This is a genomic window from Haloarcula nitratireducens, from assembly GCF_019599505.1.
Window position 1 is genome coordinate 387,334 of sequence record NZ_RKLT01000002.1, and the last position, 24,159, is coordinate 411,492.

General features: G+C 66.8%; 27 protein-coding genes and 1 tRNA gene. 13 read left to right on the forward strand and 15 right to left on the reverse strand.

What is annotated here, in order from left to right:
• The first annotated feature begins 204 nt into the window (after positions 1 to 204).
• The 3 genes from purS (at position 205) to EGH23_RS08710 (ending at position 1,652) form a co-directional block, all read left to right on the forward strand.
• Complete coding sequence (gene purS, locus EGH23_RS08700; protein ID WP_220579607.1) at positions 205 to 459, forward strand: phosphoribosylformylglycinamidine synthase subunit PurS; 255 nt, start codon at positions 205 to 207, stop codon at positions 457 to 459.
• Positions 456 to 1,133: a phosphoribosylformylglycinamidine synthase I gene (purQ, locus tag EGH23_RS08705; protein WP_220579608.1), complete on the forward strand. Its 678-nt coding sequence runs from the start codon at positions 456 to 458 to the stop codon at positions 1,131 to 1,133. The genes purS and purQ overlap by 4 nt, the downstream gene beginning before the upstream one ends.
• Positions 1,134 to 1,352: 219 nt before the next feature.
• Positions 1,353 to 1,652 carry a DUF7967 family protein gene (locus EGH23_RS08710; protein ID WP_220579609.1) on the forward strand — a complete coding sequence of 100 codons (300 nt, stop codon included), beginning with the start codon at positions 1,353 to 1,355 and terminating at the stop codon, positions 1,650 to 1,652.
• Between the two features lie 36 nt (positions 1,653 to 1,688).
• Here the strand turns inward: EGH23_RS08710 and EGH23_RS08715 are convergent, their stop codons facing one another.
• Positions 1,689 to 2,765: an archaeosine biosynthesis radical SAM protein RaSEA gene (locus EGH23_RS08715; protein WP_220579610.1), complete on the reverse strand. Its 1,077-nt coding sequence runs from the start codon at positions 2,763 to 2,765 to the stop codon at positions 1,689 to 1,691.
• Positions 2,766 to 3,002: 237 nt separating this feature from the next.
• Here EGH23_RS08715 and EGH23_RS08720 point away from each other — a divergent pair, with 237 nt between their 5' ends.
• Positions 3,003 to 3,230, forward strand: coding sequence for a hypothetical protein (locus EGH23_RS08720; RefSeq protein WP_220579611.1), 228 nt, complete (start codon positions 3,003 to 3,005; stop codon positions 3,228 to 3,230).
• A gap of 22 nt (positions 3,231 to 3,252) precedes the next feature.
• On the opposite strand, the gene EGH23_RS08725 is transcribed toward EGH23_RS08720, so the two are convergent.
• Both EGH23_RS08725 and arcS read right to left on the reverse strand, forming a co-directional pair.
• On the reverse strand, positions 3,253 to 3,618 hold the full coding sequence (locus tag EGH23_RS08725; RefSeq protein ID WP_220579612.1) for a VanZ family protein: 366 nt from the start codon (positions 3,616 to 3,618) through the stop codon (positions 3,253 to 3,255).
• Between the two features lie 79 nt (positions 3,619 to 3,697).
• On the reverse strand, positions 3,698 to 5,485 hold the full coding sequence (arcS, locus tag EGH23_RS08730; RefSeq protein WP_220579613.1) for an archaeosine synthase subunit alpha: 1,788 nt from the start codon (positions 5,483 to 5,485) through the stop codon (positions 3,698 to 3,700).
• A gap of 102 nt (positions 5,486 to 5,587) precedes the next feature.
• Here arcS and EGH23_RS08735 point away from each other — a divergent pair, with 102 nt between their 5' ends.
• From EGH23_RS08735 to EGH23_RS08745, 3 genes are read left to right on the forward strand one after another with little or no spacing between them, the layout of a single operon-like run.
• Entirely contained in the window at positions 5,588 to 5,791 is a 204-nt protein-coding gene (locus EGH23_RS08735; RefSeq protein WP_220579614.1) for a hypothetical protein, read from the forward strand.
• Positions 5,792 to 5,830: 39 nt separating this feature from the next.
• The gene (locus EGH23_RS08740) at positions 5,831 to 6,082 is read left to right on the forward strand and encodes a hypothetical protein (RefSeq protein WP_220579615.1); all 252 of its coding nucleotides are present in this window, start codon (positions 5,831 to 5,833) and stop codon (positions 6,080 to 6,082) included.
• A 54-nt stretch (positions 6,083 to 6,136) separates the two neighbouring features.
• A complete protein-coding gene (locus EGH23_RS08745) occupies positions 6,137 to 6,667 on the forward strand; it encodes a hypothetical protein (RefSeq protein ID WP_220579616.1) in 531 nt (176 codons plus the stop codon).
• A gap of 5 nt (positions 6,668 to 6,672) precedes the next feature.
• Here EGH23_RS08745 and EGH23_RS08750 read toward each other — a convergent pair whose 3' ends face one another.
• The 5 genes from EGH23_RS08750 to EGH23_RS08770 form a co-directional block, all read right to left on the reverse strand.
• Positions 6,673 to 8,247: an FAD-dependent oxidoreductase gene (locus tag EGH23_RS08750; RefSeq protein WP_220579617.1), complete on the reverse strand. Its 1,575-nt coding sequence runs from the start codon at positions 8,245 to 8,247 to the stop codon at positions 6,673 to 6,675.
• Between the two features lie 183 nt (positions 8,248 to 8,430).
• Positions 8,431 to 9,045: a class I SAM-dependent methyltransferase gene (locus tag EGH23_RS08755; protein WP_220579618.1), complete on the reverse strand. Its 615-nt coding sequence runs from the start codon at positions 9,043 to 9,045 to the stop codon at positions 8,431 to 8,433.
• A 61-nt stretch (positions 9,046 to 9,106) separates the two neighbouring features.
• The gene (locus EGH23_RS08760) at positions 9,107 to 10,411 is read right to left on the reverse strand and encodes an acetamidase/formamidase family protein (protein WP_220579619.1); all 1,305 of its coding nucleotides are present in this window, start codon (positions 10,409 to 10,411) and stop codon (positions 9,107 to 9,109) included.
• Between the two features lie 150 nt (positions 10,412 to 10,561).
• Positions 10,562 to 12,034 (reverse strand): tRNA guanosine(15) transglycosylase TgtA, encoded by a 1,473-nt coding sequence (tgtA, locus tag EGH23_RS08765; RefSeq protein WP_220579620.1) that lies wholly within the window; start codon positions 12,032 to 12,034, stop codon positions 10,562 to 10,564.
• 54 nt (positions 12,035 to 12,088) lie between these two features.
• Complete coding sequence (locus tag EGH23_RS08770; protein ID WP_220579621.1) at positions 12,089 to 12,634, reverse strand: NUDIX hydrolase; 546 nt, start codon at positions 12,632 to 12,634, stop codon at positions 12,089 to 12,091.
• Positions 12,635 to 12,718: 84 nt separating this feature from the next.
• Between EGH23_RS08770 and EGH23_RS26815 the strand changes: the two genes are divergently transcribed.
• A complete protein-coding gene (locus tag EGH23_RS26815; protein WP_268899420.1) occupies positions 12,719 to 12,844 on the forward strand; it encodes a hypothetical protein in 126 nt (41 codons plus the stop codon).
• Positions 12,845 to 12,891: 47 nt separating this feature from the next.
• Positions 12,892 to 13,110: a hypothetical protein gene (locus EGH23_RS08775; RefSeq protein WP_220579622.1), complete on the forward strand. Its 219-nt coding sequence runs from the start codon at positions 12,892 to 12,894 to the stop codon at positions 13,108 to 13,110.
• Between the two features lie 18 nt (positions 13,111 to 13,128).
• Here the strand turns inward: EGH23_RS08775 and EGH23_RS08780 are convergent, their stop codons facing one another.
• From EGH23_RS08780 to EGH23_RS08805, 6 genes are all read right to left on the reverse strand, one after another.
• A complete protein-coding gene (locus EGH23_RS08780) occupies positions 13,129 to 13,578 on the reverse strand; it encodes a VanZ family protein (RefSeq protein ID WP_220579623.1) in 450 nt (149 codons plus the stop codon).
• A 53-nt stretch (positions 13,579 to 13,631) separates the two neighbouring features.
• Positions 13,632 to 14,228: a tRNA (pseudouridine(54)-N(1))-methyltransferase TrmY gene (trmY, locus tag EGH23_RS08785; protein ID WP_220579624.1), complete on the reverse strand. Its 597-nt coding sequence runs from the start codon at positions 14,226 to 14,228 to the stop codon at positions 13,632 to 13,634.
• Positions 14,229 to 14,475: 247 nt separating this feature from the next.
• Entirely contained in the window at positions 14,476 to 15,561 is a 1,086-nt protein-coding gene (locus EGH23_RS08790; protein WP_220579625.1) for a metal ABC transporter permease, read from the reverse strand.
• Positions 15,558 to 16,382, reverse strand: a complete 825-nt coding sequence (locus EGH23_RS08795) for a metal ABC transporter ATP-binding protein (protein WP_220579626.1) — start codon at positions 16,380 to 16,382, stop codon at positions 15,558 to 15,560. Before EGH23_RS08795 ends, EGH23_RS08790 begins: the two co-directional genes overlap by 4 nt.
• Positions 16,379 to 17,431: a metal ABC transporter substrate-binding protein gene (locus tag EGH23_RS08800; RefSeq protein WP_220579844.1), complete on the reverse strand. Its 1,053-nt coding sequence runs from the start codon at positions 17,429 to 17,431 to the stop codon at positions 16,379 to 16,381. Before EGH23_RS08800 ends, EGH23_RS08795 begins: the two co-directional genes overlap by 4 nt.
• Before the next feature lie 512 nt (positions 17,432 to 17,943).
• Complete coding sequence (locus tag EGH23_RS08805) at positions 17,944 to 18,516, reverse strand: hypothetical protein (RefSeq protein WP_220579627.1); 573 nt, start codon at positions 18,514 to 18,516, stop codon at positions 17,944 to 17,946.
• 263 nt (positions 18,517 to 18,779) lie between these two features.
• On the opposite strand from EGH23_RS08805, the gene EGH23_RS08810 reads away from it, so the two are divergent.
• Positions 18,780 to 20,363: an ATP-binding protein gene (locus tag EGH23_RS08810; protein ID WP_220579628.1), complete on the forward strand. Its 1,584-nt coding sequence runs from the start codon at positions 18,780 to 18,782 to the stop codon at positions 20,361 to 20,363.
• 138 nt (positions 20,364 to 20,501) lie between these two features.
• Positions 20,502 to 20,771 (forward strand): hypothetical protein, encoded by a 270-nt coding sequence (locus EGH23_RS08815; protein ID WP_220579629.1) that lies wholly within the window; start codon positions 20,502 to 20,504, stop codon positions 20,769 to 20,771.
• 239 nt (positions 20,772 to 21,010) lie between these two features.
• On the opposite strand, the gene EGH23_RS08820 is transcribed toward EGH23_RS08815, so the two are convergent.
• Positions 21,011 to 21,083, reverse strand: a tRNA-Pro gene (locus EGH23_RS08820).
• 123 nt (positions 21,084 to 21,206) lie between these two features.
• On the opposite strand from EGH23_RS08820, the gene EGH23_RS08825 reads away from it, so the two are divergent.
• Complete coding sequence (locus tag EGH23_RS08825) at positions 21,207 to 22,865, forward strand: potassium channel family protein (RefSeq protein ID WP_220579630.1); 1,659 nt, start codon at positions 21,207 to 21,209, stop codon at positions 22,863 to 22,865.
• A 120-nt stretch (positions 22,866 to 22,985) separates the two neighbouring features.
• Positions 22,986 to 24,158: an NAD-dependent epimerase/dehydratase family protein gene (locus tag EGH23_RS08830; RefSeq protein WP_220579631.1), complete on the forward strand. Its 1,173-nt coding sequence runs from the start codon at positions 22,986 to 22,988 to the stop codon at positions 24,156 to 24,158.
• The last annotated feature ends 1 nt before the right edge of the window (position 24,159 follow it).

Consider the following 24,159-nt stretch of genomic DNA (forward strand, 5'->3'; position numbering starts at 1 on the left):
GGGGCGATGCAAAAGGCTTCGTTTTGGGCGTGGGACCGCAAGGTTCCGCGTTATCCGTGAACGGTGAGTGGGAACCGACAGATAATCTCCCGACCACGCGCTGCTCACGGCGACTTCGTCGCCGTTCGCCATAGCGCGAGACCAAAAGTCTCGCGCTGCCCCAGAACACAAGCGTTTTCTCCGCCGCACGCCCGCCACCGAGTAATGACTGCCTTCACCGCCACCGTCACCGTTCGGCTGAAGCGCGGGGTCCTCGACCCGGAGGCCGAGACCACCCAGCGCCAACTCGAACGCCTCGGGTTCGAACTCGACGACCTCCGGTCGGCCGACCGCTTCGAGATCGACCTCGACGCCGAGAGCGCCGACGGGGCGGCCGAGCGCGCCGAGGAGATGGCCGAGCGCCTGCTGGCGAACCCGACCATCCACGACTACGACGTGGAGGTCGAACAGGCCGGATGACGATCGCAGTGATTCAATTCGGCGGGTCGAACTGCGACCGCGACTCCGTGCAGGCCCTGGAGTCGCTTGGCTTCGACGCCGAACTCGTCTGGCACGAGGACGGTCTGCCCGAGGGCGTGTCGGGCATCATGCTCCCCGGCGGGTTCTCCTACGGCGACTACCTCCGGGCCGGCGCGATGGCCGCTCGCTCGCCCATCATGGAAGCGGTCCGCGAGGCCGCCGACGCGGGGACGCCCGTACTCGGCGTCTGCAACGGCGCGCAGATCGGCTGTGAGTCCGCGCTCACCCCCGGCGTGTTCACCACCAACGAGAGCGCGCGCTTCCAGTGCGAGCACGTCCACCTCCGCGTCGAGAACGCCGACACGCCGTGGACCAGCCACTACGAGGAAGGCGAGGTCGTCGAACTGCCCATCGCCCACGGCGAGGGCCGCTACGAGATCGACGACGAGCGGCTCGACGAGCTCGAAGCCGACGACCGAATCCTCTTCCGGTACTGCGACGAAGACGGCGAGGTCTCCCCGGAATCGAATCCCAACGGCTCGAAACACGCCGTCGCGGGCGTCACCGGCGAGCGCGACCACGTCGCCGTGATGATGCCCCACCCCGAGCGCGCGTCGCTGGAAGACCTCGGTCGCACTGACGGCCGGCCGGTTCTCCAGGGGTTCGCGGACTGACGTTACGAGAGACGCATCGCTGCTTTTGCGGTGGCTTCGGAGTCGAGCAAAGGATAGGACGGGGCCAGTGGAGCGTGTGACAGGTTCCGCGGCCCCTAGAACGTGCTATGGAACCGGAGAGGTAAAAGCACCACCCTACCGAAGTGAAAGTGAAAGGGTTCTTCTCGGCGTCTGAGAATCGCCACCAGACTCATCCACCGGTGCGACGTACCGTTCGATATGCCTACAGACGAGGCGGGCGGGACGACGGAGACGGCGCGCGTGTGGCTGGTCGAACGGACCTACTCCGACGACGAGCAGAACCTCATCATCCTCACCTACGCGACGCCGGACGGCCGGCGCGACTTCCGGAAGGAGCGAGCGCTGACCTCCTATACGGGTGACCACCGCGAGACGCCGGTTTCGATGGAGGTCGAAGTCGGTAACCTCGGGAACGTCGATGACGAAGCGACGCGAGAACGGTACGCGAGCGAAGCCGAGCGGATGCGCGAGAAGCACGCGCCCGACGCCTCGCTCTGACGGCGACACTGGAGATATCGGTGGAGTTCGCTCTCTCTATCGTGCCAGCGGGAGCGAGTAACTGCATTCGCGCTCCAGCACGGCATCCCACGTCGCCTCGCACTCGCAGTCGACCTGCTCGAAGACGCTCGGGTCCTGTCGCAGGTCGAAGTCCTTGATGGCGCGCTGGACGCGGTCGTCGCAGTCGCCGCAGTTGTGCGGGCCGCGGTCGCTGCCGTGGCCGACGGGGTCCGAGACGACGATGACGTCCTCGTCGGCGGTCGATTCGAGCACCTCGGCGACCGACCAGAGCCACGGCGGGCGGTAGCCGCCGTCGTGGTACAGCTCCTCGACCATCGTGTAGCGCTGGACGTTACAGGGGTTCATCGAGACGGTGTGACAGCCGTCGACGGCGGCGCACCTCCTCACCGAGCGTTTCATGTCCTCGACGGCCTCCGACTCCGAGAGGAACGGCGGCTTCATCAGGAGATAGGCCTTGACGCCTGCGCCCGCGTCTTCGGCCTCCTCGCAAGCGTCCTCGAAGTCCGCGAAGTCGAAGTACTTGTTCACGCTGTCGTGGCGCACGCGGTCGGTGGCGGTCTCGAGGCCGACGGCGACGTCGGTGTCGAGGCCGACGTCGACGAAGTCGGCGACGCGCTCCTCCTCGACGAAATCGGGCAGGGATTCGACGACGATCCGCTCGCGGTCGGCGAACGTATCGGCGATGGCCCGTCGCGTCTCGGCGGGGACTTCCCGCTCGTCGAGGAAGCTCCCGGAGGTGTAGATCTTGATGAGCCCGGATTTCCCGTCGGCGTTCTCGGCCTCGTGGTCCAGACAGTGCTGAATCTGGGCCATCAGGTCCTCGTGGGCGACGCTGCCCCCCTCGACGCTTTCGGCGACGTAGCCGCACATCGTACAGCCGCCGGCGCGCGCCCACCGGCAGCCGCCGGTGTTCAAGATGATCGTCAGGCTCTGGTACACCCCGCTCGGCGTGTTGTCCTCGTCTATCCAGACGCGAGTCGGTTCCCGCGGGTCGTACGTCGAGTCGTTGCGCGAGCGCACCTCGCGCATCACCGAGTTGTGGGCGTCCATGCCCTTGCCCTGCTCGTAGACGTCGGGACTGGGCTTGCTCATTGTGCCGGGGTAACCGGCGGGCGCGTAAATCCGCTTCGACCGCTCGCTACCGACCGCGACTTATTATTAGAATCCCAACTATTAGTCGATTCGGCGACTGATTACGAGCTTCCATACCGATTTCGAATATACCCTAAAATACCTCTATAGAACTCAGAAGTCCCGAACAAGACCTATCAAAAATCGTCTGTCATGCTAAAACGTAGGGGATTCGTAATTATACCAATACCGAAAGGAATGTACGTTCCGACGCTAACCGAAGAAGTAGAGGCACACTCGCCGCCGATGTACTCGCTACTCTCATCCGCAAGTGAACCGCTGTTCGAGGTCGCTATCGCACTGGGACTGCTCTGTCTCAGTTTCGGGTCGATGCTCGCCGTCCTCACGGGAGCGCACCTCCGTTCGGGAACGATGGACTCTCTCGGCGAGCGTTCGGCGAACTGGGAGCGAAACGGGGCCGACTGAGTATCGACGCGGATAGATCTCCTCACCGCCGGTACCACAGCCACGCCGCGCCGGCGAGGGCCGCGCCGACCGCGTTGGCGAGGAAGTCGAGCCAGCTCGTCCCTCGGGAGGGGACCAGCCCCTGCAGGAGTTCGATGCCGGCACCGTAGGCGACGGCGATACCCGCGAGCGCGGCGACGACGGTGACCCGCCGGGCAGTTCGCCCCCACGCGAGCAACCCCGTGAGCGCCCCGTAGCTGAACGCGTGGACCCACTTATCCGGCGAGATACCGAGCAGCGCCGGGATCTGTCCGCCGGCGCTCTCCGGTGTCGGGAGCAGCGACGTGACGAGAAGGACGACGGCGAACGCTATCGCGGGTAAGTGTCGTCGCGTCGCCGTCCGGGTCATACGGGGAATTAGTGAGTTCGGGCGATAAGTCGACCGGTCCACGGACCGGTCCTCCATCGGCCAACGGAGCGATTGCTGCCTACCGCTCTTCGACGTGGCGCATCTGGACCGCGATGCCGCGCGTCGAGGACTGCATCTCCGGGCCGCTCATCTCCGCGCGGCCGACGCCGAAGGCGGCGTCGCCGCGCACCACCACGTCGTCGCCGACGCGGACGTCGTCGCTGACGTCGACGATGCCCGGCGCGAGCACCGAGCCGTGGGGGACGAACGGTTCGATTTCGACGGTCTTGGTCGGCACGTCGCTCTCGGCCCAGCGGCGCGCGCCCGCGGTGGTAAAGGAGAGGACGCCGTACTGCTGGGCCAGCGTCGCCAGTTGCTCGCCGTCCTCGTCTTCCGCTCGCAGTTGCGGGTACCGCCCCGCGGTCTGGATGTCTCCGAACAGTTCGTCGCCGGCTCCCTCACCTAACTGGTAGTCGGCGACCGCTCGGATGGTGTTCGCCTCGCGGGCGGACTTCCGGTAGGTGTCCCACCCCTCCAATTCGGCCGCCAGATTCCCGAGCGAATCGGCCGTCGTCGGGTGATCTGTGACGGTGTAGCTGAAGTCCAGCCCGAGCGAGGCCTCGACGCGTTCGCAGATGTCGCGGTAGCCCTCGCCGGGGACGTGGGCGATTATCTCGGGGTAGTCGGCGTCTTCGAGGTAGCGTTCGAGCACCCGCGAGACGAACTCGATCTCGTTGGCGCTCCAGCGACCGGTCACCACCGAATCGTAGTGCTGCGCGGGGTAGGTGAGTTCGAGCTCCTGGGGGACGACGCCGATGGGAGAGGTCATAGACACCATGTGGGCGCGCCAGTGGACGGCGTCGTGGTACTGCTTGTGGCTCTGCGAGTCGCTGTAGGGCTTGCGAGCGGAACAGGGGACGATGACCAGCGGCCGGTCGTCGAATCGCGGGACGTACCGCTCGGTGACGCGCTCGGCGAAGCGCTGGATCTCGACGCGTCGGATGGCGTCCTCGGTGGCCGCCGAGAGCTGCGCGCGGCGGATGAGCGGCGTGCGCTCCTCGACGTAGCCGTACTCCTGATCGAGTCGGCGTACCGTCGCCGTCAGCCAGTTGTCCTGTCGTGCCTGCCCCTCGACGTAGTCGCGCAGGCGGCCGTCCCGAATCCGGCGGCGGACCCGCCGGAGTTCCGCCGCGAGCGCGTTGACGTTGTGAGCGACGCAGTCCTCGCGAGTGAACTCTTCGCGAGGCACCTGACAGGCGGGACACGAGCAGGGCAACTCCTCCAAGTCTTCGAGGAAGTACGCCTCGTCGGTCGTCAAGTAGCGGCCCTCGGTCCCGCGAATCACGGCGCGATCCGGGTCCACCAGGTCGACGCCCGCGTAGACGAGCGTGGCGACGTTGCGGGGCGTGGCGACGCCGGGGAGATACAGCGCGGTGTCGGCGGGGGTGTTCTCCCGCGTGGTCGTCACCGCGTCGACGAACGCCGCCGCGTGGCCGACGTAGCCCGGCGCGCCCGAGAGGACGTACGCGTCGCTGTCGTGGTCGGTCGCGGTCCGCGGCGAGACGACGGCGGCGCTCGGGTAGTCGACGTCGGGGTAGGAACTGGCGAAGGCGTCTTCGACCTCGTCGGGGGTCCCGGCGGGCAGGCCCCGATGGGGGAGTATCGTCACCCGCGAGTCGTCGCCCTCGGGCCGCTCCTGTGACTCGGCCCAGAGCCCGCCCGCGTCGGCGAGAACGGGGTGGACGTCGCCCGGCGTCGTCGCGTCCGCGTCGTCCACCAGCGCCGGCGTCGTCACGGACTCGGCGAGGCGCAACTCGCCCAGTCGCGCGGCCCCGTCGCGCTCGTGGACCTCGAAGTAGTCGGTCATGGGGAGTCGTCGGCCGCGCGCGACCAACTATCTTGCCTTTGGCCCGGAACCGCCGTCGGCGACCGGGCAAGCGTAATCCCTCTCGCGCCCGAAACCGAGACTGTGAAAGTCAGCGTCAGCGGCGAGTTCCGGAGCGCCACGGCCGAAGAGACGGTGAGCACCGAGTTCGAGGACGAGTCGCTCCGCGACGCGCTGTCGGCGTTCGCCGAGGAGTACCGAGCGGCCGAACGTCGCCTCGTCGAGGAAGACGCGGGAACCGACGTCCGCTACCGCCGCGGCGTTCGTTCGGAAGACCGAGACGGGTGAGGTCCGTGGGGTTTTCCCCATCGGTCGGCAACGACGACTATGGTCGGCTCTCGAACCGCGACGGCACTCGTCGGCCTCCTCGCGAGTTTGTTCGTCACTGCGGCGCTGTGGTGGTACTTCGACAGCCTGTTCGTCTTCCTCTTTCTCCCGTTCGTCCCGTTCCTGTTTCGGGGGTTGGGCGGCGAATCCGAGCGCGAAGTCCGGGAGTGCCCGCAGTGCGGGTTCCAGACCGAAGCCGCCGAGTTCGACTACTGCCCGCGGGACGGGACGCGACTGGAACGCCGGCGCTGACGTCCCTGCCCTCGCCTGCCGCACGCTCTTATCGCGTCCGAGGGTAGCCGCCGTGTGGAGATAACCGACCTCATTCGGACGGGTTCAGTCACGGAGCCGACGGACGAGGAGACGAACGACTCGGAGCGACTGACGCCGGGACGCGCGGCGCTGCTCGGTGTCAAGGGCGGGCTCATCGCCACGGCGGTCATGACGCTGTACCGGCTCCCGCTCTTCCGCGCGCTGCCGCCGACGGCGGAGTTCTGGGCGAAGTACGTCGGGAGCGGGGAGGCCGACGAGTACTTCGCGGAGAGCCTGCTGTTGCACTTTCTCTACGGGGCAGTCGGCGGCGGTCTCTTCGGGGTCGGGTTCGGCCGGTTCGGCTTCGACGGGGAAGACGAACGACTGCGCGGCGGGCTCGTCACCGGATTCGTCTACAGTCTCCTCATGTCCGTGTTCGGGACGAAAGTCGTCTTCCCGTTCGTCCTCGACGAGTCGATCGAATACGACGAGAAGCTCGTCTTCCACGTCGGTCACGCCATCTACGGGCTGTCGCTGGGAACGTGGCTCGGGTCCCGGAACGCCTTCGGCGAAGTGTACGACTGAGGACCTCAGGTAGCCGACTCGTCGTCCGACACCGACACGTCGTCGAGGTCGACCGCATCCAGTTCCTCGACGGCCGGCGAGTCGAGCACGTCGCCGTCGCAGTCGAAGCGGGAGCCGTGACACGGGCAGTCCCACGAGCGCTCCCCGTCGTTCCACTCGACGAGACAGCCCAGGTGCGTACAGCGGGCGGAGACGGCGTGTAACTCGCCGTCGGCGTCCCGCGAGACGCCTACCGGCGTCGCGCCGTCCCTGACGACGGTCCCCTCGCCCCGGCCCAGCGAACCGACCTTCTCGGCCGGCGACGGTTCGAGGCGGTCCCCGACGAAGTGTCGCATCGAGTCGGCGTTGTAGTGAAGGAACGCCCGCATCGACGCGCCCACCTGCAGGCGGTTCGGGTCGTAGACGTCCCGCCAGGACGGCTCCCGACCGAGGACGAGTTCGGAGAGGAGGCGACCGGCGGCGACGCCGTTGGTCAGCCCCCAGCCGCCGAAGCCCGTCGCGACGTAGACGTGGTCCGAGCGGGGCGTGTGCGGGCCGACGAAGGGGACCTCGTCGACGGCGGTGTAGTCCTGTGTCGACCAGCGGTACTCGATCGACTCAACGTCGAAGCGCTCGCGTGCCTGCCGTTCGAGCGCTCGGTACCGCTCCTCGGTGCTGCCGCCCTGCCCGGTCTGGTGGTTCTGCCCGCCGACGAGCACCATCGACTCGTCCCCGCCCGGGCGGGGACGCACCGAGAAGTACGGTTCCTCCGAGTGGTAGTACATCCCCTCGACGGGGTCGTCGCGCACCCGCGCCGCGACGACGTAGGACCGTTTCGGATACAGGCGACTGAAGTAGAGCGCGCGGTCGACGAACGGGAAGTTGGTGGCCATCACCACGTCGTCGGCGGTGAGGTCGCCGTACTCGGTCTGAACGCGGCACGGGTCCCCGTCGTCGACGTCGAGGGCCTTCGTGTCCTCGAAGACGTAGCTCCCGTCGCCGGGTATATCCCGGGCGAGGGCGAGCAGGTACTTTCGGGGGTCGAACCGGGCCTGCTCGTCGAAGCGAACGGCCGCCTCGACGTCGTAGGGCAACGGCGTCGACTCCGTGTAGGTGGCCGGTAGTCCCACCCGCCTCGCGGCGTCGACCTCGTCGCGGACGTCCCCGCGGCCGTCGCGCGACGTCGCGTACGTGTAGGCGGGCGTCCGCTCGAACTCGCAGTCGATGTCGCGCGCCTCGATGGTCGCCTCCACCTCGTCGATGGCCGCCTGGTTCGCCTCGGCGTACTGTCGGGCCTCCGCCTCGCCGAAGTGTTCGAGCAAGTGGTCGTATCGCAGCCCGTGCAGCGAGGTGAGCTTCGCCGTCGTGTGCCCGGTCGTCCCGGTCAGGATGCGGTCTCGCTCGACGACCGCGACGGATTGGCCGGCCTCTTTGAGCCTCGCCGCCGTCGTGACGCCGGCGATACCGCCGCCGACGACGACGGTATCGACCGAGAGGTCCCGATCCAGTTGGTCGTAGGTCGTCGGCGACGACCCATCGAGCCAGATGGACGTCGACGCCTTCTCCGGACTGCCGTCAGAGTCGATGTCGTTTCGTTCCATGGACTGTCCAGGACGACAGGAGCGACCGAAAGCGCACTCGTCGAGAGTACCGCCCGAACGCGCGTGCGAGGGTTTCAGCGGCCACTATCGTACCCGGCCGTAGTTCGGCTATCACGCGGAAAAGTCCGAGGCAAGCACTTGCCACGGCGGTGTTCGGGACCGGTCCCCTGAGCGGGGTGCGGCTCAGTCCAGCCGTTCGGCCACCAGCACGCCGACCTGATCGGAGACCATCTCGACGGCCGTGACGGCGTAGCCCGCGTCGGTGAAGGCGTCCGCCAGTACGCCGACCGTCGCCGGATCGTCCACCTCGGGGCTGTAGAACGGGTCGTCGGGGTTCGGCTCGCCGAAGAACATCACGTCGCCAAGCACGATTCGGCGCGGCTCCAGCCCGGCGATGACGTCGATGGCCTCGCGCTTCTCGTCGTCGCCCAGGTGGTGCATGGCGAAGTTCGAGGTGACGATGTCCACGTCGACGCCCTCGGGCACCGCCGGGTCGCGGAAGCGGCCCTCGCCGAACTCGACGTTCTCGACGCCCTGTTCGCCGGCTTTCTCGCGGGCCTGTTCGAGCATCCCCTCGCTGATGTCCCGGCCGACGACCGACTCGGCGGCCTCGGCGACGCCGAGGGCGATGGCGCCCGTGCCGGTTCCCAAATCGAGCACTACGTCGTCCGACTGGGGATCGGCGTGTCCGACGACGAGGTCCGCGCAGGCGCGGTACTCGGGGGAGTCCTGACTCTCGTCGTAGTCGGCGGCGTGGTCGGAGAAGCGGTCCGCGTGTTCGTCGAGCGACTTCTTCATACCCGAACCCACGCTCCGGACCGGGAAGTGCGTCTCGGCTCCGCCCGGTCGGTCCGAGGCGTCAGCGGTCGTACTGCTCGCGGACGAGGTGGGCGATACCGCGATCCTCGAGGCGGTCCATCGGAGCGAGCATCGTCAGCTGGACGACCCCCGGCAGGCGGCCGATCTCGACGCCGCCGGTGAACGTACAGCGCGTCCGGACTTCGCCCTCGGACATGTCCAGTAGCGCGCCCGCCCGGTCGAAGGCGTTCTCGGTGGCGTCGTTGACCGTCGCGCCGGACCCGACGACCTGAATCGGCCCCATGTCCGTCTCGACGTCGACGCCGTACTCCTCGCCCAGGGCTTCCCCGGCCGCGACGTCCTCGTCCGTGTACGGCTTGGCGATGTGGGGCAGGTCCTCCTCGTTCGGCAGGAGGACCGGCCCGTCGATGTCCAGTCCCTCGATGACCTCCACCTCGAACTCGGCGCGGCCGCTCACGTCGGTGGTGTGGAGCGCGAGTTCGCCGTCGCCCTGGTTGGCGTGCATGTCGCCGACGTAGATTCCGCCGCCGTCGACCTTCACGGGACAGAGGAGTATCGCCCCCTCGCGGACGGCGTTGATGTCCATGTGGCCGTCGGTGCGGTCGGCGAGTTCGTCCTCGCTGTCGAGGCCCCAGTCGTGGTCCGCGCCGACGAGGAACTGCCCGAAGTCCCCGGCGTTGTGCGAGTCCGGCAGCTCGATAGGCGGCGTCGTCCCGATGTTACCGAGGAACGGTCGGAGGTGGCCGAGCGTCCCGGGCATCTCCGACGGCTCGTACAGCAGGATCGGGTGCTGGCGTGAGTTCTCCGGGAGCGCCATCGCCTCGTCCGCCCGCTCGGCGAGGCCGTGTGCGGCCTCGCTGTCGACCGTCAGCCCGACTTCGCCGTCGTGGTCGAACACCGCGGTGACGCCGTATTCGAAGGCGAACGAGGAGGCGTTGGCACCGCACTCCGCGCAGCGGATCGACTCCTCGCCGGTCCCCTCGACGACGCTCTCGGGCCACTCGGCACCGCACTCGGGACACTCGTGGTCGACGAACGGATCGTCGCCGAACGCGCCCTCGCGCTCCGCCATCGACCCGGTGCTGGTGGCGACGCTCGTCACCTCGATGTCCCTGATGCGGACGGCGATGGCGTCGCCGACCTCCGCGCCGTCGACGCGGATGGGTTTCGTTACCTCGTGGCCGCCCCGGAACTCCGGGGTTATCATCGGCCCCCAGCAGGCCGGCGGCGTGTGCGTTCTGATCGTTCCGCCGTCGGCGACTGTCCCGGCCCACTCCTGTTCCGGGCCGACCAGCCCGAGCGTGTACTCGTCGACTTCGAGCTCTTTCGTGACTTGCTGTGACATACCATGAATTGGTTAGACGTAGAACAGGATAAACGTACGCCCCGGACTCGATTACGCGGACGAGAAGCCGTCGGCAGACGGGTCGTTACCGCTCGCTTCGCTTCTCGTTCCGACTCGAGGACCGCGCTCCTTCCAGTCGCGCGTCCCTCGCTACTCTCTCGCGTGCAAGTCCCGCAGGCGAACCCGCTCCGGAACCCGCTCGAGCGCCGTCGCCGCCCAGTCGTCGTGGACCAGCGTGAACGAGACGTCGGGATGCAACTCGACGAGGCGGGCGACGCCGTCGGCCGCCGCTTCGTGGGCCACCCGGTCCGCTCGGTCGGGAACCTCCGCGGTCAGGGGGTACGTGTCGCCGAGATCTCGCGGGTAGGGACCGAATGGCGGGCGGACCCCCCACGTCTCGTCGTAGCGGTCGTTCGACCCGCCCTCGGTCAGCAAGACCTCGTCGCCGTCGATATCGAAGCGGTCGAGACGCTCGTGGTGGCGCAGGACCTCGGGTCGACGCGCGCTCTCGGCGGAGGTGTAGAAGAACGTCCCCTTCGAGACGCGGTCGGTTCGTTCGAGTTGCTCGGCGTGGTCCAGCAGCGCGCGGTAGCCGTCGAGCATCGTCGGGTGCCCGCGAGCGCGGGCGTCGACCAGTTCCAGGAGCGTCCCCGAGCGGATGGCCTGTCGGACGGTCCGTATCTCGCCGTAGGTGACGTGGAGGTTGTGGCGGGCGAGCAGTTCGCCCCGGACCTTCTCGGCCATCCCGGCGAGTTCCGCGGGCGTGTGGTCGGTACAGATCGGACACTGACAGGGGAAGTACTCCATGTCGTCTAAGTGCTCGGTTCCTCGCACGGTGAGGTAGCGGTCGTCGCGGGCGTACAGGGCGTACGCCGCCGAGTCGAAGAGGTCACAGCCCAGCGCGGCGGCCATGGCGAACATCATCGGGTGGCCCGCGCCGAAGAGGTGGACCGGCCCGGACTCGCCGAGGCCGCGCTTGCAGGCGGCGACGACGTCCGCGAGGTCGGCGTAGCGGTACTCGTTCATCAGCGGGACGACCGCCCCGAGAGGGAACACGTCCAGTCCCGTCGACTTGGCGTCTCTCGCGGCCCGTTCGCGCAGGTCGGGGTACGTCGACCCCTGGACCGGGGCGGTGACGAGCATCTCGCCGGTGTCCGCGTCGACTGCGCGCTCGAGTCGCTCCTGCGTGGTCGCCAGTTCGGCTTCGGCCTGCTCGCGGTCGACGTCCGGCGGCGTGGGAATGTCCACGGGCGTCCCGATGTCGCTCCCGATGTCCCGTTGGAACCGCAGGATCTCCTCGGTCGTCACGTCGATCTCGCCGTACTCCGAGAGCTGGAAGGACCCGGAGTCGGTCATGATCGCGCCCGAGAAGTCCAGCAGGTCGTGGAGGCCGCGGTCCAGCGCGGGGTCGCGTAAATCGTCGGAGCCGTGGAGGATGTAGCTGTTCGTGATGAGGATCTCCGCGCCGAACTCCGATTCGAGCGTCGACGGCTCGACCGTCTGGACGTGCGGGTTCACCACGGGGAGGATGGTCGGCGTCTCGACGGTGACGCCGGCCCGCGGGACGGTCAGTTCGCCCAGCCGACCCGCGGCGTCGTAGGCGCGGACCTCGAAGTTGGTCATTGTCCGTCGTGGGCGGGGCGCGCGCCTAAGAGTTGTGTTCCCCGTCCGAGTCGCTCATTCCTCGAACAGCGCGTAGTACATGATACCCACCGCCGAGCGCCCGTCCCGGAGGTCCCCCGACCGGACGCTCTCGACCAGTTCCTCGAACGCCGCCGTCTCGACGCGGATGGACTCGTTGAAGTCGAGGTCCTGCTCGGCGGTCGGTTCACAGCCCTCGGCGACGAAGTAGTGAAAGACCGAATCGGCGTAGCCGTTGGCCGGTTCGGCGGTGTAGAGATGGGCCGCCGAGTCGGCCTCGTAGCCGGTCTCCTCGCGGAGCTCGCGGTCGACGGCCGCCGCGGGTTCGTCGTCGTGGCCCTCCACGCTCCCGGCCGGGAGCCCGCGGTTGAGCCGGTGGACGGCCTGTCGCCACTCCTCGATGACGACCACGTCGCCGTCGCCGGTGAACGGCAGTATCACGACGCTGTCGCCCTCCCGCAGGAAGTCGAAGTCGGTCTCGCTCCCGTCCGGGAGACGAACGTCCTCGTGAACCACGTCGAAACCCGGACAGGAGTAGGCCGTCTCGGCCGCGAGCGTCTCCCAGGCGAGGTCGTCTGACATGTCGGAGACTGGGACCGGAACCGCCAAACCGGTGACGGTCCCGGCCACAAAGTGTACCCGTTTCCCGTCCGAAGATGGGGCGGAATGAAAGCATCCACTCTCGTTCTCGTGTTCGGCGCTATCCTGTTCGTGATCCCGCTTCCCGGCACGTTCATCGCCGGCGCACTCGTCCTGCTGGCCGGTGCCATCGTCCGGTGGCTCGGCTCCTGAGCGAGCCACTGACGAGCACGACTGGTCCGGACTCTGTACCTACCGTTATGCGGGGATTTCGACAGCAACCAGCCGCGTCCTCACTGCCGCTCCGAGAGGCGCTCGTCCTCCGAACGCCGATGCTGCTCCTGGGTCTCGGTCTCCTTATCGCGATCGACGCGATCGAGATGGGGAACCCGCTCGCAGCGACGCCGCTCGCCGGACTCGCGCTCCTCGCTCTCGCCACCGCCGTCCTGAGCTTCCAGATAGCGGGGAGCCGACGATAACCGGGCCGAAACGTCGCATCAGCGACCGCTATGGGGGGCGAACAGTCGGAGCCACGACCGCACGCCGACGAACGTAACGTATCGCCGGAGCAGGTACCACGGCGCGACCAGCAGCGCGCCCACGGCGTTCGCGAGGGCGTCACCGAGTGAGAAGTACCGACCGGGGAGGAACGACTGACCGACCTCGATACCGACGCCGTACAGGACGGTGACGGAGACGACGGCCAGCACAATCCCCCGCCGCTCCAGCGACCAGTCGTCGGTTGCGTAAGCCAACGTTCCGGCGAGCACCGCGTACGCGACGAAGTGTCGCCACTTGTCCAGTGCGATATCCACCCATAGCCGCGCGTAATCTATCGGCGTCTCCGGCGGAGCGGTCACGATGGAGGTGTAGAAGATGAACCCGCCGACGAGGGCGACGACGCTCCATCGCAGCCAGCGCGGCAACAGTGGCAACCGAACGGTCATCGCTTGGCTTCCCTCGTCGGCACGCTCGCAAAAGCGTTTCTCCGGGCGATGAGTCAGTAGTCGCTGAACCCGTCGGTATCGAGGTAGTTGTGAGCGACGGTGATCGCGTGATCGGCGTGGAGGCGCTCGGGGCCGAGCGAGACGCGTTCGGCCGCTCGCTCGGCCAACAGTTCGGCTTCGCGCTCGGTGAAATCGTGGTGGTCCGAGAGGACGAACAGCGGATTCGCGGGCGGGTCGACGGAGACGACCGGGTCACCGTCCTCGTGCAGTTGGACGACGGTGCTGTCGCGGGCCGCGTCTTCTAGCGTCCCCTCGAACCCGCGTCGAGTCAGCGAGACGCCGGGAGACGTCTCGACCGGGACGTGGCCGATGGTCTCCTCGCGCTCTTCGAGGGCGTTCCGGACGAGCGCGGCCGTCGACCGCTCGTCGGGGTTGAGCCGCCGCAGGTCGCCGCCCTCGAACGTGACCGTGTACTCGTCGGCCAACACGAGGTGGGTGCGAACGTCCGCTCGAATGTCGTGACTCAGGAAGAAGGCGCTGTTGACACAGCGACAGAGCACGTCTAAGCGACCGGCGGCTCCGGCGAGGTCGTCGAGCGAGAACTCCGGTGTCGTCGGGGCGTCGTGACCGACGACGACGAACTGGCGCATACGTAGCGATCTCGTCGGGAGCGGTTACGTGTGTCGGGTTCGTTGCCGACGAGACCAGCTATAGAGAGCCGGCCTCGTCGGCAGAGACGAGGGGTGAGTCGTGTGCGGGACGATAGAGCCTTCCGAAGTCGCGGCTCCTCCGGTTTCGAACGCCTACCGGTGCTGGCTCGCCGCGCCGTCGCTCGGTTCTCGACGCGCTATAGCCGAAAGCGCTCCGGGCTCCGATAGCACGTCGTCCGCGTGGGCGTCAGTCGTTCCCCGTGCCGGTGCCGACATCGGCGCTATCGGCCTCGATGCTACCCATGTCGGGCGTCGTCTGTTCACCGCGGGCAGATTGAATCTTACCCAGCGCGACGGCGCAGACGTAGATTCCCACGGCGACGAGGACGATGGCCCCACCGGCCGTGACGCCGCCGTAGTAGGCGACGGCGATGCCCAGCAACACCGCGAGCTCAGCGAGGGCGACCGAGATGACGAGAGATTCGGAGAAACTTCGGGACACCTGGGTCGCGCCCGCCACCGGAACCACGAGCATCGCAGCGACGAGGATCACGCCCATGATCTGCATCGCGCCGACGACGACCATCGCCGTCAGCATCACCATCACCCGGTTGTACCAGTTGACCGAGATGCCGGAGACGGCGGCCGCGGTCTCGTCGAAGGTGACGTACAGGAGCTGGTTGCGCGTCAGGGCGACCGTCCCGACGATGACGGCGAACAGCACCAGGAGAATCGCCGCGCTCTGGGGCGACACCGTCGAGAGGTTGCCGAAGAGGAACTGATTGATGCCGACGGCGAGCCCGCCCGCGTTGAGGCTGATGAGCGTCGTCCCCAGCGCGAACCCGGTCGACAGGACGATCGCCATCGAGACGTCGTTGTAGGCGTCCGTGACCTCGGAGATGAGCTCGATGAACAGCGCGGCGATCATCGCCACGACGACCGCCGTGAGGTACGGCGACACTCCGAGGTCGATGACGGCGTTGAGGAACAGGCCGATGGCGACCCCGGCGAACCCGGTGTGAGCCAGCGCGTCGCCGATGAGCGCGAGCTGACGGTGGACGAGGAAGGTCCCAATGAGCGGCGCCATCACGCCGACGCAGAGCCCGACGAGTATCGCTCGGTGCATGAACCGGTACCGCGGGTTCAGCATCTCCAGACTCGTGAAGTGATACACCCAATCCATCAGCCAGTACCACTGCTCTAAGACCCACAGGAGAACGCCGAAGACGAGGTCGCCGATGGCGCCGACCCCGCTCTGTAGCGGGAGCGCGAGCGAGAGGTCCGCGGTAGCGAGGAGGGCCGTCACGAGCGTGGCCGCCGCGTCCGCGCTCATCCGTCAACCCCCGTGACAAACCGCGTCTCGGTTCCGAACGCCCGGGCCAGCGCGTCGCTTTCGACGAACTCGTCGGTCGGGCCGTCGAAGTAGACCTCGCGGTTCAGACAGACGACGCGGTCGGCGTGTTCGACGACCGCCCCGAGGTCGTGCTCGATGAGGAGAACGGTGATGCCCCGGGCGTTGAGAGCCGCCAGGAGGTCGTAGAAGGCGTCGACCGACTCGGCGTCGACGCCGACGGTCGGCTCGTCCAGCACCAGGAGATCGGCCTCGCTCGCTAAGGCCCGGGCGATGAACGCGCGCTGGCGCTGGCCGCCCGAGAGCTGCGTGACGCGCCGGTCGGCGAACTCGCTCATCCCGACGGTCGCGAGCGCGTCGTCGACGATGGCCCAGTCCTCGCTCGACAGCCGGCCGAACCCGACGTGCGGGAACCGCCCCATCTTCACCACCTCGCGGACGGTGATGGGCATCTTCTTCGCGGCGTTAGCGTTCTGTGCGACGTAGCCGATCCGCTCGCCGTCGTCGAAGCGGTCGGCGCGCTCGCCGAACAAGTGCGCCGTACCCGTACCGGGCTCGAGCAGGCCTAACATCAGCTGCATCAGCGTCGACTTCCCGGAGCCGTTCGGCCCCACGACGGCGACGTACTCGCCGGGGTCGATGGCCAGCGAGACGTCCTCGACCACGGGTGTCGCCGTGTAGCCGAAGGTGACGCTCGCGAGGTCGATGACGGACTCGGCCGTCTCGTGCGTGTCGGCGTCGTCCTCGGCGGCTGCCCCGGCGTTCGGTATCTCCGTCGCCGACTCCGCGTCCTGCGGACTCATATCGACTCGAAGTTCCGCCACTTGTCGACCCACCCGGGCGACGGGGCGGCCGCCTCGGGCGTTTCGTTGCCCAGTACGATGGAGAACGTCGGCATGTTGATGTTGTAGGCGATCTCCCGGTAGCCCCAGTCTCGTTCGACCCACGTCTCTACGACGCCGGCGTACGGGGTCACGGGGAAGTACGCCTCGACGTCCGTCTCCCGGACGAGCTGCCGAGCGGGGCGCTGGGACTCGAAGACCCCGTTCGCGATGTAGCGGATGTCGTTTTCCCGGATGACTCGCGTCGCCTCGCGAATGTCCGCGGGCTTGACGTCGCCGCTCGCGGCGAGGTTCGTCACCAGCGGCCGCATCTCCACGCCGTAACGGACGCCGATGTACTGGAAGGCGTTGTGCGCGGCCAGCTGGACGATGTCGCGGTCGGCCGCCTCGAAGATGGCCTCGTAGTCCTCGTCGATGCGCTGGAGCACCTCCGACTTGTACGCCTCGGCGTTTTCCCGGAACGCGTCGGCGTGCTCCGGGAGCAAGTCGGCGAACCCCTCGGCGATATTGTCGACCGCCGTTTTCGCGCGCTGGGGGTCGAGCCAGAAGTGAGGGTCTTGCCCCCGCTGGGAGCCGACCCCCTCCTCGTCGCGGTCCAGCGATGCCGCCAAATCGACCAACTCGACCCCCTTTCGAGCGTTGATCAGCGCCGTGTCCACGTCGTCGCCCCGGAGCGTCTCGATAGCCCGGTCGGCCCAGGGCTGGAAGTCCTCCCCGACGTGGATGAACGCGTCCGCCTCAATGATGCGCTGCGTGATGCTGGCGTTCGGCTCCCAGCCGTGGCCGTGCAGCCCCGTCGGGACGAGGTTCTCCACGGTGAGTGGGGTGCCGTCTGCGACCTGCCGGCCGAAGTCGTAGAAGCTGAAGAAGGAGGCCACGGCGACCGGGCCGTCGCTACTTTCGTCGCTGTCGTCCCCGGTCTGTGCCGGTGCGCTCGGCAGCGCCGTGCACCCAGCCAATCCCGCCAGCGCCGCCGAGCCGCCGGCGAGGAGGGCGTCCCGTCGCGTCATCGCTCGTCCGCCGTGTAGATCCTGTGACATAGTTGAAACGAAGCCGATTATTAGACTTGTCTAATCTTTTGTTTTCCCCATACACACTTATAAGTTGTGTACTCGAAAACAGCGGCGGGCGGAGCGGAAGGCGGTCAGCGGGCGGATTTCCGTCTCCGCTGGCGCGGGCAGACGCCGCTCCGAGACGAGCGACGAGAGACCCGTAGAAACGTCACTCGCGGGCCTCTCAATCGTAGGCCGGTCCCCTTATTCGGCGGCGACGCCGGGTGACGGTGCTCGAGAAGGATTACCGGTAGGTATCCTCCGTCAGCGAGCAGCGTAGAATCAGTAGGAACGGCCCGGCGTTCTAGAGAGGTCGATGCTGCAGCGGGCGCGCTCCGCTTTCAGACCGGGTTCCGAGACGCATCACCGGTCGAAAGTTTCGAGAAAACCGGAAAGTTAGAGAGACCGCGCTCCCCCGCTCGCCCCGTATCTGACCGAGTTACCGTTCGGTTACGGCGAGGTAATCGCGCTCAGTCGTCGCGCTGGGTGCGGAGCAGTTCCGCGAAGTAGGACTGCATGACGTCGACGGCTTCCTCCCAGTGTTCCTCGCTCTTCATGTCGTGGAGTTCGATGCCGACGAGGTAGCGAGCGGGAAGCGGACCGAGGCCGTGCCGGCTGGTGCCGCGCTTGTGCGGGTACTCGGTGTCGTCGAGTGCCGCGCGGACTTCGTGGAGTTGGGCGCGCATGTGAGGGGTCCAGTAGTCGCCGCCGGTCTTGTGTTTGCGCCAGCCGTCGGTCGTCGCCGTCGCGTACTCGCGGGGCATCCCGACGATGTCGGCGCGGCGTTCGAGACACTCGACCACGGGACTCCAGTCGGCGTCGTCGAGCGATTCGCGGTCGAGCGAGCCGTCTTCGAGGACGTACGGCGCTTCGACGTCGTCTTTCGCCCAGAGCGCGTCTACGTAGGCGGTCGCCGCGCGACGCGCCTCCGCCTCGGAGAGGTGGGGGAACTGATAGCGGTCGACCTCGAAAAACGCCTCGACGCACGCCTCGCGCTGGCGGTCGTCGTGGGTGATGAACCCTTTGCAGATGTTCGCTGACATGTGCTCGGCCAGCTCGTCGATGCAACGGTCGGGAGCTTCTGCAACGGTCGCGGTTCGTGCGTCGTTTTGGGTGGTTTGCGTGGATGACATCGGTTAGGCCCTGTCTAATCACATCTTGCCCGCTTTCCACCCATAAGTGTCAGCTAACCGTACAGGAACTGCACCCGCTTACCCGCTGGTAAGTGGCCGGTCGGTTACCGACTTCTCCGATAATCCGTAATAATAGTTAACTCCGCAGGCACTAACCTCTCCGTGACAGGTCGATGACGCCGTCACTTCACGTTCTCTACGTCGGCGATACGATGAGCCCGATCCGCGCGTTCAAAGCGCACGAGACGGATTTCACCGTCTGTCTCGCGGCCACGCACGAGGACGCCCTCGCGCGCCTCGGCGGAACCGCTTTCGACTGTGCGGTATACGCAGGTGAACCCGCAGGTCGGGACCTGTTCCTCGACGGGGTGGCCGAGAACCTCCCGACGCTACCGATCGTCGTCTACGACGGGGACTGTTCCAACCGTTTCGACTCTCCCAACTCTCCCACGGCCCGCTGTGACCGCGTCGCGACCGACGCCGACGCGGTGCCGACGGCCGTCGCCGAGTTAGTCTCGGAGTCGAGTCCACACCTCGGCTCGGTCACCGACGACACCGGCGGAGAGCCGGGGTACGACTATCGGGACACGCCGCTCTGGGACAACCCCGAGTTCATGAAGTCGGTTCTCGACAACCTGCTCGACGCGTTCTTCGTGTTCTCGGTCAACCGCGAGATGGTCGAGTGGAACACCCGTCTCGAGGAGATAACGGGCCGCAGCGGCGAGGAACTCGCCGAGAGCGACCCGATGGCGTTCATTGCCGAGGAACACCGAGAGGACGCGTTCGAGAGTCTCGCATCGGTCCTCACCGAGGGTCACACAACCGGCGAGTACGACCTCGTCTCCGCGGACGGTGAGCGCACCCCCTGTGAGTTCGTGGTGTCACTGGTCACGGAAAACGGCGAACCGCGATACATCTGCGGTATCGCCCGCGACATCAGCGACCTCAGACAGAAGCAGGCCGAACTCGAACGGAAACAGGCCGAACTCGATCAGGTGGTCGACGAACTGGAGCGCTCGAACGCCGAACTCGAACAGTTCGCCTACGTCGCCTCCCACGACATGAAAGAGCCGCTGCGGATGGTGCGCAACTACCTCCAGTTGCTCGAACACCGCTACAGCGACGAACTCGACGAGGACGCCACGGAGTTCATCGACTTCGCCGTCGACGGCGCGCGTCGCCTCCAGGGGATGATCGACCAACTGCTGACGTACTCGCGCATCGACCGCGAGGGCGACCCGTTCAGAGCGGTCGACTGCGAATCCGTCCTCGCGACGGTCCAGCGCAACCTCGAAGTCGCCATCGAGGAAGCCGACGCGGAGATCGAGAGCGAGCCGCTCCCGACGGTCACGGGCGACAGCGACCAGCTCGTCCAGCTGTTCCAGAACCTCGTTAGCAACGCCATCAAGTACAACGAGGAGGCCCCGCACATCTACGTCGACGCGACCCGCGCGGGAGACGTCTGGCAGTTCACCGTCGAAGACGACGGCATCGGTATCCCCGAAGACCAGGTCGACCACGTCTTCGACGCGTTCTACGGCGACGCCAGCGGCGTGGACGAGGCGGACTCGACGGGGATCGGCCTCGCGATCTGCGACCGCATCGTCCAGCGACACGGCGGCGACATCTGGGTCGAGTCCACCGTCGGCGAGGGGACGACCTTCCACTTCACGCTGCCCGGACAAGACGCGGAGCTAGAGCCGGAATCCGCCTCGCTCGTCGAGATAACGAACACGAACGGTTCGAGAGCCGAGTGAGCGTCGCTACGTAGTCTCTTCGTTCCGCCGAGTGCGGTCCGGGCAGTTACGGGGAGAGAGGATATATTATGGCCGACGTCCGCGCCATTTTACATTACAAGAGTAATATGTATTACCGACCAACAATTCGAATCGTACGTGGAGGGCACCGAAGCGACCGGAGAGACAGACAGGCTCTCGTTAGCCGAGCTGTTCACCCGAGAGTTCATGCAGGAGTACACGGACTTCGAGTCGATAGAGGAATTCTGGTCCCATAGCCCGTGGGAGATCCGGTCGAGAGCGGATGTAGAGCAGATACCTGACAACCCGCTCGACGGATACGTCGACAAGCACACCGAGTTCTCCGACGCAGAGGAGATGGACTGGGTGGCCGGGACAGCGTGGGCGGCGAAGCGATTCGACGACTAACTCGCCGGTAAGCCGCTGTTTGGCGTGGGAACGTCCCCGCTCGAAGTCGCTTGGGTTTACTTATCGCTGTACAGCCGACTCGCTACGCTCGTCGGTGTCGTACCGTGGAAAATGGGCCGGCGCGAATTCGAATTACGTCCAGAGGTTCCCGCTCGCTTCGCTGTGTGGACTGCCTCTGGTCTACTCCGAATCGCGCCTGTTGCGTGTGCGCCGCTCACGATTTGTTCGCGGCACAAAAGTGGGCCGGCGCGAATTCGAATCGCGGTTACGGCCACCCGAAGGCCGAAGGATACCAGGCTACCCCACCGGCCCGTGCGATAGCAACCGGAGAGAGGAGAGGCCGATTTTTAACCCTTCCGGAACGATGAGGCGCGGTGAGATAGGCAGGCGATGGGTTTAGTGGGGCCGCAGCGCGACGTATGGTAACTGATTCCAATGCGTGAACTGTCGGACTTCGAGGGGTTCCATCCGCGCGATTTGACCGGGCGCCAGCGGTTGATACTCGTCTACGGTACCGGTCTGATAGCGCTCATCGTCTCCTTTACGGTGCTCTATCTCCGGGGGATGCGGACGCTCGAAAACCGCCCGCGCTCAGTCTTTCAGGCGATCAACACGGTCATCGCGACGATGACCACGACGGGGTACGGCGCGGACGCGCCGTGGACGTCACCGGCGATGAACCTGTTCGTCTCTGTGATGCAGGTCTCCGGCGTCGTCGTCGGTTTCGTCACGCTTCGCGTTCTCATCATCCCCCTGTTCGAACGGACGCCGCTCAAACTGGACGACCGCCTCTCGGTCAAAGACGACCACGTCGTCATCGCGGGATACGAGCGCGACACCGAGGAGCTGCTCAACGAACTGGAGGCACTCGACGTCGGGTACGTGCTGATAGAAGACGACGAGGAGGAAGCGAAGCGGCTCTCCGACGACGGGTATCAGGCGATCAACGGCGACCCGGAGGAGCGCCGCGACCTCGACCGGGCGAGCATCGGGGAGGCCGCGTTACTGATTACCGACGCCGGCGACCGAACGGCGAGCGTGGTGCTGACCGCGCTCGAAGCGAACGAGGAGTTGCGGGTGCTCAGTTTCACGACGTCGACGCGTCGGCGCGCCGCGCTCGCGGAGATCGGCGTCGACCGGAGCGTTCCGCCACACGTTCTCATCGGTCAACGCCTCGCGGAGAAGGCGACGACACCGGTGACCATCGAGACGCAGTCTTCCGGAGACAACATCGCTATTCGCGAAATTCTCGTCCGTCGAGGGAGTCCGCTCCACGGCGTCCGAGTCGGCGAGTCTCCGCTCGCCAACCATCCCGACCTGACGCTGGTCGCGGGGTGGTTCGACGGCGAGTTACGCCTGCAACCCTCACAGGACGAACGGCTTACACCGAACTCCGTTCTCGTCGTCGCCGGTCCCGAACAGTCGATAGACGAAGTCGCGAGCGAGGTGGCGGGCGTTCGCCGACCTCGTGATTCCGTCCACTCACGCATCGCGATAGCGGGACTCGGAGAGGGCGGCGTCGCCGCGAGAGACGCGCTCCCCGACGACGCACAGGTGACGACTATCGACCAGTCGCCGGACGCCGGAGCCGACGTCGTCGGCGACGTCACCGAACCGGAGACGCTTCGCGCGGCCGACCTCGAAGAGGCCTCGGCGCTCGTGGTTACGGTCGACGACGACGCGACCGCGCTCCTGACTATCGCGATGGCCCGGTCGCTCGCGCCCGACGTAGAGGTCCTCGCTCGGGTGACGGATACGGAGAAAGCGACCGCGGCGTTCAGAGCGGGTGCCGACTACGTCCTCTCGATTCAGCGCGTCTGTGCGCGACTCGCCGCCGCGGAAGCGCACGGCGAGCGGGTGATGGACCCGGTCAATCAGATACGGCTCGTCCGGACGAACGCCGCCCCGTTCGCTGGACGGTCTCTCTCGGCCGTGCGTGCCGATAGCGGGCACGGGTGGACGGTCGTCGGCATCGCTCGAGACGGGCGAACGCACACGGGACCGACCACCGAAATAGCGTCCGAGGACGACGTGTTCGTCGCGGGCAGCGACGCCGCGATACAGGAGTTCGAACAGACGGTCGGCAGCGAGTGACACCCGGTTTCGCCCGGCGAAGCGCCCCGTGAGCGCCATCTTCTATTCTTCGGAGACGGCCCCCGAGGAGTCGGGCAAAAGATACTTACTCGATGCAGGTTACTCACGAACTGAGTAACTATGACGATACTGGTCACCGGGGCAGACGGCTACATCGGCTGGCCCACCGCGCTGCGCATCGCGAACCGAACGGACGAGCGCGTCCTGCTGGTCGACAACTTCGCCCGCCGCGAGTGGGTCGAGGAGGTCGGCGCGGTGAGCGCGACGCCCGTCGCGTCCATCGACGAGCGACTCGCCGCCGCCGAGGAGACGCTCGGCGTCTCGAACATGTCCTTCGTGGAGTTGGACTTAACAGACCGCGATGCCGTCGACGAACTCCTGCAGGTCCACGAACCCGAGACAATCGTCCACGCGGCCGCCCAGCCCTCCGCGCCGTACTCCCAGATCAACGGCGAGCGCGCGAACTACACCCAGCACAACAACATGCAGGCGACGCGGAACCTGCTGTGGGGTCTCGAGGAGAACGACATGACCGACACGCACGTCATCGAGACGACGACGACGGGCGTCTACGGCGCGCCGGAGTTCCCCATCCCCGAGGGCGGCGCGACGATGGAGAACCAGGACGAGCGCGACGACGTGCCGTTCCCGGCGATGGCCGGGAGCTGGTACCACCTCACGAAGTCCCACGACGCGGCGAACCTCCGGCTGGCCAACAAGCAGTTCGACATCCCCGTCTCGGACGTGCGCACGGCCATCACCTACGGGACCGAGACCGAGGAGACCCGCGAGGACGACCGGCTGAAGACCCGATTCGACTTCGACTACTACTTCGGGACGGTCACGCACCGCTTCTGCGCGCAGGCCGTCGCCGGCTATCCCGTCACCGTCTACGGCAAGGGCGAACAGCGCAAGCCGTTCGTCTCGCTCGAAGACGCCGTCGAAGGGCTCGCGCAACTGGCCCTCGGCGACGCCGACGAGCGCCCGGACGACCTCACCGTCTACAATCAGGTGACCCGCGCCATCAGCATCGTCGAAATCGCCGAGACCATCGCCGAGGTCGGCGGCGAGCACGAACTCGACGTCGACGTCGAGCACTTCGAGAACCCCCGCGACGAGGACGAGACCCACAAGATGGAGATCGAGTACGACCGCTACGACGACCTCATCGGCGGGCAGTCCCAGTCCTTCGAAGAGGGCGTCGCGGACATCTTCGAGACGCTGACCCGCTACAGCGACACCATCGAGTCCCACGAGGACCGCTTCCTGCCGGGCGTGCTCAGCGAGGACTGAC